General features: G+C 71.2%; 11 protein-coding genes. 4 read left to right on the forward strand and 7 right to left on the reverse strand.

What is annotated here, in order from left to right:
- Positions 1 to 4: 4 nt before the first annotated feature.
- Positions 5 to 1072, reverse strand: a complete 1068-nt coding sequence (locus U5K29_08980) for an NAD-dependent epimerase/dehydratase family protein (GenBank protein ID MDZ7678674.1) — start codon at positions 1070 to 1072, stop codon at positions 5 to 7.
- A gap of 35 nt (positions 1073 to 1107) precedes the next feature.
- On the opposite strand from U5K29_08980, the gene U5K29_08985 reads away from it, so the two are divergent.
- The 4 genes from U5K29_08985 to U5K29_09000 all read left to right on the forward strand — a co-directional run bounded on the left by U5K29_08985 (position 1108) and on the right by U5K29_09000 (position 5283).
- Positions 1108 to 2199 (forward strand): glycosyltransferase family 1 protein, encoded by a 1092-nt coding sequence (locus tag U5K29_08985; protein MDZ7678675.1) that lies wholly within the window; start codon positions 1108 to 1110, stop codon positions 2197 to 2199.
- The gene (locus U5K29_08990; protein MDZ7678676.1) at positions 2196 to 3350 is read left to right on the forward strand and encodes a glycosyltransferase family 1 protein; all 1155 of its coding nucleotides are present in this window, start codon (positions 2196 to 2198) and stop codon (positions 3348 to 3350) included. Before U5K29_08985 ends, U5K29_08990 begins: the two co-directional genes overlap by 4 nt.
- Positions 3343 to 4365 carry an NDP-sugar synthase gene (locus tag U5K29_08995; GenBank protein MDZ7678677.1) on the forward strand — a complete coding sequence of 341 codons (1023 nt, stop codon included), beginning with the start codon at positions 3343 to 3345 and terminating at the stop codon, positions 4363 to 4365. Before U5K29_08990 ends, U5K29_08995 begins: the two co-directional genes overlap by 8 nt.
- A 654-nt stretch (positions 4366 to 5019) precedes the next feature.
- Positions 5020 to 5283 (forward strand): hypothetical protein, encoded by a 264-nt coding sequence (locus U5K29_09000; protein MDZ7678678.1) that lies wholly within the window; start codon positions 5020 to 5022, stop codon positions 5281 to 5283.
- 35 nt (positions 5284 to 5318) lie between these two features.
- On the opposite strand, the gene U5K29_09005 is transcribed toward U5K29_09000, so the two are convergent.
- From U5K29_09005 to U5K29_09030, 6 genes are all read right to left on the reverse strand, one after another.
- Positions 5319 to 6056, reverse strand: coding sequence for a TSUP family transporter (locus U5K29_09005; protein MDZ7678679.1), 738 nt, complete (start codon positions 6054 to 6056; stop codon positions 5319 to 5321).
- A gap of 3 nt (positions 6057 to 6059) precedes the next feature.
- The gene (gene cofD / locus U5K29_09010; GenBank protein MDZ7678680.1) at positions 6060 to 7706 is read right to left on the reverse strand and encodes a 2-phospho-L-lactate transferase; all 1647 of its coding nucleotides are present in this window, start codon (positions 7704 to 7706) and stop codon (positions 6060 to 6062) included.
- 14 nt (positions 7707 to 7720) lie between these two features.
- Positions 7721 to 8701: a GDP-mannose 4,6-dehydratase gene (gmd, locus tag U5K29_09015; GenBank protein MDZ7678681.1), complete on the reverse strand. Its 981-nt coding sequence runs from the start codon at positions 8699 to 8701 to the stop codon at positions 7721 to 7723.
- A gap of 79 nt (positions 8702 to 8780) precedes the next feature.
- A complete protein-coding gene (locus tag U5K29_09020; protein ID MDZ7678682.1) occupies positions 8781 to 9689 on the reverse strand; it encodes a GDP-mannose 4,6-dehydratase in 909 nt (302 codons plus the stop codon).
- 67 nt (positions 9690 to 9756) lie between these two features.
- The gene (locus U5K29_09025) at positions 9757 to 10860 is read right to left on the reverse strand and encodes a glycosyltransferase family 1 protein (GenBank protein ID MDZ7678683.1); all 1104 of its coding nucleotides are present in this window, start codon (positions 10858 to 10860) and stop codon (positions 9757 to 9759) included.
- Between the two features lie 14 nt (positions 10861 to 10874).
- Positions 10875 to 11075 (reverse strand): hypothetical protein, encoded by a 201-nt coding sequence (locus U5K29_09030; protein MDZ7678684.1) that lies wholly within the window; start codon positions 11073 to 11075, stop codon positions 10875 to 10877.
- Positions 11076 to 11152 lie beyond the last annotated feature (77 nt).

Consider the following 11152-nt stretch of genomic DNA (forward strand, 5'->3'; position numbering starts at 1 on the left):
GCGATCAGGCCCGGCGGACCGCGTGGACCATCTGGTCGATGATCGCGTCGAGCGAATAATCCTGGGTCCAGTCGGGGTAGTGCGATCGGAACTTCGCCTGGTCGGTGTAGTAGACGATGTGGTCGCCGATGCGCGCCTCGTCCCGGAACGAGAGCTTGGGTCGTTTGCCTCCGCTGGCCTGGGCGATCAGCTCGACGCACTCGAGGTTGCTGGCCGCGTTGTGGCGCCCGCCGCCCAGGTTGTAGGCCTCGCCCTGCCGGGGTTGCTGGGCGAAGGCCCAGAAGGCGCTGACCACGTCGTGGGAGTGAAGCTGGTCGCGGACCTGCTTCCCCTTGTGGCCGATCATGGTGTAGTCGCCCTCGGCGAGGGCCTGGGTGACCAGGTAGCTGAGGAAGCCGTGCAGCTCGACCCCCGAGTGGTGGGGTCCGGTGAGACAGCCGCCCCGGAACGCGGCGGTGTTCATCCCGAAGTAGCGGCCGTACTCCTGGACCATGAGGTCCGAGGACACCTTGGACACGCCGAACAGCGAGTGGGTGGTGTGGTCGAGCGAGAGCTCCTCGGTGATCCCCTCGCCGGTGAGGCCGACCACCCGGGCATCGGGATCGTAGTCGAACCGGGTGTCGAGCTCGACGAGGGGGATGCGGTTGGGGTTGTCGCCGTAGACCTTGTTGGTGCTCATGTGGATGAACACGGCGTCGGGCGCGTGCAGGCGGGTGGCCTCGAGCAGGGCCAGGGTGCCACCCGCGTTCACGTCGAAGTCGTCGAAGGGTCGTGACGCGGCGAGATCGTGGCTGGGCTGGGCGGCGGTGTGGATGATCACCTCGGGCGCGAGCCGGGCGATCAGCGAGTCGACCTCGGAGCGGTCGCGAATGTCGAGGGTGTGGTGGGTGTAGTTGGTGCAGGTGGCCTCGAGGCGCTGCCGGTTCCAGGTGACGTCACCCTGCGGCCCGAAGAAGTCGGCCCGCATGTTGTTGTCGACCCCGTCGACCTTCGCGCCCATCCGATCGAAGAACGTGACCGCTTCGGAACCGATGAGACCGGCGCTGCCGGTGACGAGGACCTTGAGGGACATGGGGCCAGAGTGTAGGACCGTGCCAGACTCGGGCCATGCGAGTGGCGGTCACCCTCGAGCAGTGCTGGCACCGCGTGCCCGGAGGCACGGCGCGCGCCGCCATCGAGTCGGTGCGCGCCGTCGACGCCTCCGGTGAGGTGGATCTGATCGGGGTGTCAGCCCGCCACCGCGCGCCACCGCCCGAGCCGTGGGTCCCACCGATCCCCGTCGAGCAGCTGCGCATCCCCCGCTTGTTGATGTACGAGGGCTGGCACCACCTGGGGTGGCCCCACGTCGAGGAGGCGACCGGCCCGGTGGACCTGATCCACGCCACCGGAGTCGCTGTGCCGCCGCGCACCGTGCCGCTCGTGGTCACCGTGCACGACCTGGCCGTGCTCCACGACCGGTCGCACTTCACCCGCCGCGGTGTGAGCTTCATGCGCGCCGCCATCGAACACACCCGCGAGCGCGCCGACCTGGTCCTGTGCTCGAGCCGGGCGACCCTCGACGACTGTGTCACCAACGGCTTCGACCCCGAGCGCCTCCGCCTCGTTCCGTTGGGGGTGGACGCGCCGCCGGTCGACGACGGCGCCGTGGCACGAGTCCGGGCCGAGTACCGGCTGCCGGACCGGTTCGTGCTCTTCGTCGGCACGATGGAGCCGCGCAAGAATCTGGTCACCCTGCTCGATGCCGTCGCCAGGATGGCCGACGACGGCCCGCCCCTGGTGCTCGTCGGACCGACCGGGTGGGGAGACGATCTCGGCAGCCGGATCGAGGCGCTGGGCGACCGGGTGCAGCCCCTCGGGTTCGTGCCGGCCGACGACCTTCCCGCGATCTACGCCGCGGCCGAGGTGTTCGCCTATCCGAGCCTGCTCGAAGGGTTCGGGCTCCCGGTGCTCGAGGCCATGGCCCAGGGCACGCCCGTGGTGACCTCGGCCGGAACCGCCACCGAGGAGCTGCTCGTCGACGGCGGGGGAGTGGCGATCGAGCCTCGCGACCCCGATGCCATCGCCGCCGCCATCGGTTCCGTCCTGGACGATCCGACGGCGGCCACGGCGTTGGGTGAGCAGGGACGGGCTGTCGCCTCGGCCTACACGTGGGCACGCACCGCCGGGCTCACCCTCGATGCCTATCGGGAGCTGGTGTGACCACCACCGTGGGCATCAACCTGCTGTGGCTCGTCCCCGGCGTGGTCGGAGGCTCGGAGACCTCCACGACCACCACCCTGCACGCCATCGCCGACGATCCGCCCGACGACCTGCACCACGTGCTGTTCGCCCTCGCCCCCTTCGTCGAGGCCCATCCCGAGCTGGCCGGGTCCTACGAGATCGAGACGCTCCCGCTGTCGGGCCGCCTCAAGGGAATGCGGGTGGGGGCCGAACAGACCTGGCTCGCCGAGCGTGTCCGCCGGCGCGGGGTCGACGCCATGCACCACATGGGCGGCACCATGCCCCTGGTCCCGGGACCCGCGTCGGTGCTGTCGATCCACGATCTGCAGCCCTTCGACCACCCCGAGAACTTCCACCCCCTCAAGCGGGCGTGGCTGGCCTGGGCCGTGCCTCGGTCGGTGGCCAGGGCAGGGCTCGTACTCACCCCCAGCGACTGGGTGCGGCGGACGGTGCTCGACCGCTTCGAGGTCGATCCGGCGTTGGTCCAGACCGTGCATCACGGGGTGCCCCCGCTGCCGCCGCCGGCGCCGGCATCTGAGGTGCGAGCACGACACGGGATCGACGGCCCATTCATCTTCTACGCCGCCATCACCTATCCGCACAAGGATCACCGCACCCTCGTGCGGGCCATGTCCCGGCTGGCGGCAGACCATCCGGACGTGTCGCTCGTGCTCAGCGGTGGTGTCGGTCCAGCCGAGCAGCAGGTGATGACCGAGATCGCGGCGCTCGGGCTGTCCCACCGGGTGAAGCGCCTCGGCCGGGTGACCTTCCCCGAGGTGGTCACCCTGCTCGAGGAGGCCACGGTGGTGGCGTTCCCCTCCCGCTACGAGGGGTTCGGGGTGCCGCTGGTCGAGGCGATGAGCCTCGGTCGGCCCCTGGTCGCGGCCGACGCGACCGCCATCCCCGAGGTCGTCGCCGATGGTGGCCTGCTCGTCCCACCGGCCGCGGTCGATGCGTGGGCCGACGCGCTCGACCGTCTCCTCGGCGACGAGGCGCTGCGGGTCGAGTTGGGGGAGCGGGGACGGCGGCGGGCCGACGCCTTCAGCCCCGAGCGCAACGCCCGGGCGACCGTCGCCGCCCACCGCCGGGTGGCCGGTCGAGGTGGGGCTACCGTGGCGGGTCATGACTGATCGCCCCGTCACGACCGCGGTGCTGCTCGTCGGCGGCTTCGGCACCCGGTTGCGCCCGCTCACCCTCCACACGCCCAAGCAGATGCTTCCGGTGGCGGGGCCCACCATGCTGGAACGGGTCCTCACCCACCTGTCGTCACACGGGATCAGCCGGGCGGTGCTCGCCCTCGGCTACAAGGCCGACGGGTTCACCGAGGCCTACCCCGACGGCACCTGCGCCGGGGTCGAGCTGGTCTATGCCGTCGAGCCGGAACCGCTCGACACCGCGGGCGCCATCGGGTTCGCCGCCGCCCAGGCCGGCATCGACGAGACCTTCCTGGCCTGCAACGCCGACGTGCTCAACGACCTCGACATCACCGAGCTGATCGCCTTCCACCACTCCCGCGGGGCCGAGGGCACCATCCACCTCACCCCCGTCGACGACCCGTCCCGCTACGGCGTCGTCCCCATCGACGCCGAGGGTCGAGTCCAGGCCTTCATCGAGAAGCCGCCCCGTGGCGAGGCCCCGACCAACTGGATCAACGGGGGCACCTACGTGCTCGAGCCCTCGGTCCTGGCCCGCATCGAGCCCGGGCGCAAGGTCTCGATCGAGCGCGAGGTCTTCCCCGCCATGGTGGCCGACGGCACCCTCTACGCGCTCGAGCGCGCTGGTCGCTGGGTCGACGCGGGAACGCCCGACACCTACCTCCAGATCAGCCTCGCCTACCTCGACGGAACCGCCGGCGCCGATCCCGCCATCTCGCCGAGCGCACGGGTCGACCCGGCGGCGACGGTCACCAGTTCGTGGGTGGGCGACGGCGCGGTCGTTCGATCGGGGGTCACCCTCGATCGGTCCCTGGTCCTGCCGGGGGCCCGGGTCGAGGAAGGGGCCCAGGTGCGCGAGTCGATCATCGGACCCGGCTCGGTGGTCGGTGCCGGCGCCACGATCAACGGCCTGTCGGTCATCGGCAGCGATGTCGAGGTCGACCCCGGAGCCGTCCTGCACGAGGCGCGGGTGCCCGCCGCGACGTCGTGAGGCTGCTCGTCACCGGCGGCGCGGGCTTCATCGGATCGCACCTGGTCGAACGCCTCGTCGACGGGGGACACCACGTCGACGTCATCGACGACCTGTCCTCGGGCTCGCTCGGCAACCTCGCCGATGCCCGGGCATCGCGCACCGGCCGACTCACGATCCACCAGGTCGACGTCCGCGATCCGGGCGTGTCCGACCTGATGGTGCGGCGCGAGCCGGAGGTGGTCTTCCACCTGGCTGCCCGTGCCGACACCGGATCGTTCGACCAGGCGGTCGCGGATGCCGAGATCAACGTCGGCGGTTCGGTCAACGTGTTGGAGGGTGCCCGCCGGGCCGGCACCCGCAAGGTGGTGTTCGCCTCGAGTGGGTCCGGCATCTATGCCCCTGCCACCGGCGCCCAGCTCCCGCTCCGCGAGAAGCACCCTCAGCAACCGCTGACTCCCCACGGCGTGGCCAAGAAGGCGGTGGTCGACTACCTGGTCGCCTACCGCGAGCGTCACGACCTCGAGTTCACGACCCTGGTGCTGGCCGAGGTGTACGGGCCGCGCCAGCGTCACGGCCTGGTCGCTGAGGTGCTCGCCGGCGGTCGCCGCCGCCGAGCCGGTCGAGGTCGCCGTCGACGGCACCCGGACCTGCGACCTCGTCTACGTCGACGACGTGGTCGACGCCTTCATCCGGGCCGCCGACAAGGGAAGCGGGCTGGTGGCCAACATCGGGACCGGTGTCGAGACCTCGATCGAGGCGCTGGTGGAGGCGGTGGGCGAGGCGCTGGGGCAGGCACCGGTGCCGGTCGTTCCGACGGGCGGGCCCGATGGGCCCCTGAGGTTCGCCCTCGATCCCGGACGGGCCCGCATCCACCTGGGGTGGTCGTCCTGGACCCCCTTGTCCGACGGCCTGGCCGAGATGGTCGACCGAGGCTGATACCTCTCCGGCCGGCGCTCGCTCCGGCGGTTCGCTCACCCCCACAGTCCGAGCAGCTTGGTGGCCGATGCCACCACGGCGATCACCATGATGGGCCGCACGAGGACCTCGCCGCGGTGGATGGTGAGGTGCGCGCCGAGGGTGCCGCCAGCGGCGAACCCGGCGGCGAGGACGAGGCCGGGGGCCCATGCCACGTCGCCGGAGATGATGAACACCGGCAGGACCATCGCGGTAGCCGCCAGGATGACGATGACCTTGATCGCGTTGGCTCGCACCACGTCGAACCCGCTGGCCAGCAGCGCCGCGGTGAGCAGGAGCCCGACGCCCGCCTGGAACGCCCCTGCGTAGACGCCGATGCCGAAGAACACCGCGACGGTGACCGGCGGGGACCACGGTTCGCGTGCCCGCCCGACCTTCGGTCGGTACAACGACAACAGGAGCAGCGGCAGCATCAAGAACCCGAAGATCTGCTCGAAGCTCGAGTCGTCGAGCTGGCTGACCAGGGCCGCACCGATGAGCGAGCCGGCCAGTGAGGCGGTCAGGATCGGCACCAGGTTCGGCAGTGACCGGATCCCCTGGCGGCGGAACTCCAAGGTTGCGGCGATGTTCGAGGTGAGCACGCCGATGCGGTTCGACCCGTTGGCCATCGTGCCCGGCGTGCCGGTGAAGACCAGGAGGGGGACGGTGAGCAGCGAGCCGCCGCCCGCCAGCGAGTTGACCGCGCCCGCGACGAGACCACCGCCGATGAGCAAGAGCGCGTCGAGCCAGCCCACGGCCTACCGGAAGAGGTCCTCACTGGGGTGGCGCAAGACCTGTCGCCCCACGTGCCCGTCGCCGAACCACGCGGGGTCGACGCCGCGGACCACCGCCGCGGCGATGTCCGAGGCCTTGCCCATCACCATGTCGGCGGCGCCGGCGATCTCGTCGGCGACGCACACCTCGGTGACCGCCAGCTCGCGTCCTCGGGTGTCCTCGGTGCCGCGCAGATCGACCACGGCGTGGATGCCCGACACGCCGATCGCCACATCGGTCAGCCCCCGTCGCCACGGCCGACCGAAGGTGTCGGACACGATCACCGCCACCTCGACGCCCGCCCTGGCCCGCAGACCGTCGCGGATGCGCCGGGCCGACCAGTCGGAGTCCCTGGGCAACAGGGCGGCAAAGCCCCGATCGACGTTGGACAGGTCGATCCCCGCGTTGGCGCAGATGAACCCGTGTGCCGTCTCGCTGATGACGAGGTCGCCGCGACGCCGCAGCACCCGGACCGATTCGCGCTCGACCAGCGGCTTGTGCGACAGCGGGTCGTCGGGGTCGACCTCGACGAGCATCCCCTCGGCCTTGGAGACCACCTTCTGGGTCACGACCACCACGTCGCCGTCGGCGAGCTCGGTGCCCGCGCCGCCGCTCGCCGCCGCGGCGATCATCCCCGCCAGGTCGTCGCCCGGGCGCACCTCGGGCACGCCGTCGATGCCGAAGACCTCGAGCCCGGTCATCGATCCTCCAACCCCAGCACGGTGCGCGCCAGGTCCGGATGCGACCCCCGGCCGGCTCATGATCGTGGGACGGGTCACGCAGCGCACGCCCTCGGCCTCGACGAGGGGAGCGGCGTCGGCGTCGGCCTCGTCGACCACGAGGGTGGCGGCCAGGTCGCGGTAGAGCCGGGCGACCCCGGCGACCGAGGCGTCGTGTCCCAGCTCGGTCATCATCCGGTCGGCGGGGCCCTTCAGCGCCGCACCGGCGACGATGGGCGACACCGCCACCACGTCGTCGCGCCGGGCGGCCAGCGCCTCACGAAGCCCCGCCACCGCCAGCAGCGGCCCGATCGAGACGATGGGATTGGATGGCGCGATCACGATCACATCGGCGTTCGCCAGTGCCTCGAGCACCCCGGGCGACGGTGCACACGACTCGGCCCCGTCGAAGCGGACACCGGTGACCGCCACGTCGTGGCGGCGGCGCACGAAGTACTCCTGGAAGCCGATCTCGCCCTCGTCGACCACCGTGACCATCGTGCGCAGCGGTCCCTCGGTGACCGGTAGCACCCGGAACCCCAGACCCCACGCCGCCGCGATCTCGGAGGTGACCTCCGACAGCGAGGCACCCTCGCTCAGCCGCTGGGTCCGGAACAGGTGGGTGCCGAGATCGCGATCGCCCAGGTTGAACCAGTCGATGCCGTCATAGCGCCGGAGGCCATCCATCGCCTGCCAGGTCTCGCCGGCCAGCCCCCACCCGCGCTCGGGATCGATGGCGCCGGCGACGGTGTAGATGACCGTGTCGATGTCGGGGCTCACGTGCAGCCCGTGGATCACCAGATCGTCGCCAACGTTGGCGATGACGGCCACCTCGCCCGGGTCGACGACCTGGACGATGCCGGCGAGCAGGCGCGCCGCGCCCACCCCACCGGCCAGCACCGCGATCTGCATCGGTCCGGCTCCGGTCAAGCCAGCGGGCGGAGACGGCCCGAGAGCAGGTCCATGTCGGCATCGACCATCATCGTCACCAGCTCCTCGAACGAGGTCGTGGCCGCCCAACCCAGCTGCTCGCGGGCCTTGCCCGGGTCGCCGATCAGCAGTTCGACCTCGGCGGGACGGAAGAACTTCTGGTCGACCGCCACGTGGTCCTCGTAGTCGAGGCCGACGTGCTCGAAGGCGATGCGGCAGAACTCCCGTACGGTGTGGGTACGGCCGGTGGCGATGACGAAGTCGTCGGGTTCGTCGGTCTGAACCATCAGGTACATGGCCTCGACGTAGTCGCGGGCGAACCCCCAGTCGCGCTGGGCGTCGAGGTTGCCCAAGCGCAGCTCCGTGGTCTGACCGAGCTTGATCTGGGCGACGGTGTTGGTGATCTTGCGGGTCACGAACTCGTGTCCGCGGCGGGGGCTCTCGTGGTTGAACAGGATCCCGGAGCTGGCGTGGATCTGGTAGCTCTCGCGGTAGTTCACCGTGATCCAGTGCCCGTAGAGCTTGGCGACGCCGTAGGGACTGCGGGGGTAGAAGGGGGTGGCCTCGCTCTGGGGGACCTCCTGCACCTTGCCGAACATCTCGCTGGTGCTGGCCTGGTAGAAGCGGATCTCGGGGTCGACGATGCGGATGGCATCGAGGATCCGGGTCACGCCGAGGCCGGTGATCTCACCGGTGAGCACCGGCTGGCCGAACGAGGTCTGCACGAACGACTGGGCAGCCAGGTTGTACACCTCGTGGGGACGGTGTTCCCGCAGGATGTGGATGAGCGACACCTCGTCGAGCAGGTCGCCGGACACGAGGGTGACCCGGTCCTGGATGTGGGCGATCCGCTCGAAGTTCACCGTGCTCGACCGCCGGACCATGCCGATGACCTCGTAGCCCTTGTCGAGCAGGAGCTCGGCCAGATAGGAGCCGTCCTGGCCGGTGATGCCGGTGATGAGTGCGCGCTTGGTCATCCCGCCTGTCTAGCACCGACGATCCGGGGCCGAGGCGAACCGTCTGCCGCTGGTGGCGGGGCGGTCGCCGCGTGACCGTTCAGCGCGCGGGCGATACGCGTTCGCGCGCCTCGGCGAGCAGGTCGGCCAGGGTCCCGTCCAGCTCGAAGCGTGGTTCCCAACCGGTGGCGGCGGACAGCTTCGAGGCGTCGCCCCGCAGCACCGGTAGGTCGACCGGACGCTGCAGATCGGGGTCGGACACCAGGGTCATGGGACGTTGGGCCAGCGCGATGAGACGTTCGGCCAACTCGCCGATCGACACGTCGCGGCCCGAGCACACGTGGTACACCTCGCCGGGCGTCCCCCCGAGGGCCAGCATGCGGTATGCCCTCACCACGTCGCGCACGTCGGTGAAGTCGCGGCGAGGTGTGAGATTGCCGACCTCGAGCTCGTCGAGCTGCTCGCGCTCGTTGCGGACCACCCGGTCGGCCAGCCCCGGTGCGACGAACTGCGGGCTCTGGCGCGGGCCGAGGTGGTTGAACGCCCGGACGATGATGGTCTCGAGCCCGTACCCCAGCCAGGCCTGCTGGGCCAGGGCTTCGGCGGCGAGCTTGCTGGCCGCGTAGGGACTGGTGGGTCGGACCGGTTGGTCTTCGGTGAGTGGCAGCTCGTCCTCGGTGACGGTGCCGTACACGTCGGCCGATCCGACGACGATGACCCGGCGGGTGCCCGCCGCTCGCGCTGCGTCGAGCAGGTGGAGGGTCCCGACGGCGTTGGCCTCGAAGGTGGCGCGTGGGTTCTTCCACGACGCGCCGACGTCGGCCCAGCCCGCCAGGTGGTACACGATCTCGGGACGCACCGCCTCGAGGGCGGTCGCCACCGCGCCGGGGTCGAGGATGTCGACCCCGTCGCTGCGGTCGAGGCCGCTGACCGCGTCGCCGGCAGCTTCGCAGTGCTCGACGAGGTGGCGGCCGGCGAACCCGGAGGAGCCGGTGACCAGCGCCCTCATCGAGGGTCGATGGCAGATGGACGGGATGTCGTGGCGTGTGCAGGCACGGAGCCGAGTGTAGGCAGGGTCATCGGTCCGCTTCGGCGAGGTGGCGGTACAGGTTCGCCATGCCCTCGGCGCACGCCTGCCACGAGTAGCGCGCCGCACGCCGTCGCCCGCGTCCGACGAGCCCGTCGCGGGTGGGGCCGTGGTCGACCAGTTCGGAGATGGCACCGGCGAGCGCAGCGGCGTCGCCGGTGTCGACGAGTCGTGCCGCGTCGCCGAGCACCTCGGGCAGCGCACCCACCCCGGTGGCCACCACCGGCGTCCCCACCGACATGGCCTCCAGCGGCGGCAAGCCGAAGCCCTCGTAGCGCGACGGGTAGGCCAGCACCCGTGCACCCCGAAGCAGCGCCGAGCGGTCGGAGTCGCTGACCCACCCGAGGCGCACGACCCGGTCGCGGTGAGGTGATCGTTCGATCCGATCGGTGAGCTCGTCGGCACCCCATCCGTGGGGACCGGCGACGACCAGCCTGATCTCGGGATCTTCGGCGGCGATGAGGTCGAAGGCATCGACGAGCAGCGGCAGGTCCTTGCGGGGCTCGACGGTGCCCAGGGCCAGCACGTAGCGCTCACCTCCGGCGAGGTCGCGTCCCCGTGCGGGATCGGCCTCGGCCAGTGCGCTCACCCCCAGCGGGATCACCACCACCCGCTCGGAGTCGACCCGGTACCGGTCGCGGATCTCGCCGGCCACGAACTCGGACTCGGTGTGCACCCACGCACCGCGACCCAGCGCCCGGGCGATGAGTCCCGGGTACTGGAGGGTGTCGGGCGTGGACATCTCGGGGTGGTGGTGGAAGGTGAGATCGTGGATGGTGACCAAACTCGGGGCGTGGCGCGTCGGAGGGACCACGTAGTTGGGGCCGTGCACGAGGTCGATCTCGCCGGTCCACCACTCGATCGGCGGCCGGTCGAACCGGCGCCACAGCTCGCGCAACGGTCGCGCGGCCTGGGGGCGGCTGCTCACCTGCACCCCTGGGGGTACGACCTCGCCCAGCCGGCCCCGACCCCGCCACGAGGTGGCGTAGGCGAGCGCGTCCACCCCGCATCCGGGGAGGTGGGACAGCAGCTCGAAGGTGAACACCCCGACCCCGGTGCGGGGACCGAGCAGTGCGGTGGCATCGATTGCCACCCGTGGGCGTGCGATCACTCCTCGGACGAGTCGGTGTCGGCGGCGGGCGGCCTGACCACCTCGTCGAGCTTGGCCGTGAGGTCGCGGCGCAGCGCCTGCAGGCGATTGAGACCGAGGATCCCCAAGCCGACGCCGACCGCAGCCGCGTCGCGGGCGGTGGCGGCGACCTGCTCGGCGATCTGGTCCCAGCTCGCGGGGGGTTCGGGGGATCCCATCGCCCTCACGGTATCGCTCGGGCGTCCCACCGGGGAGCCGCATGTTACGGATGGATGACGAAGTGAGGGGACCAGCG

The organism is Acidimicrobiales bacterium (assembly GCA_034521975.1).
In the GTDB taxonomy this organism is placed as follows: Bacteria; Actinomycetota; Acidimicrobiia; order Acidimicrobiales; family SKKL01; genus SKKL01.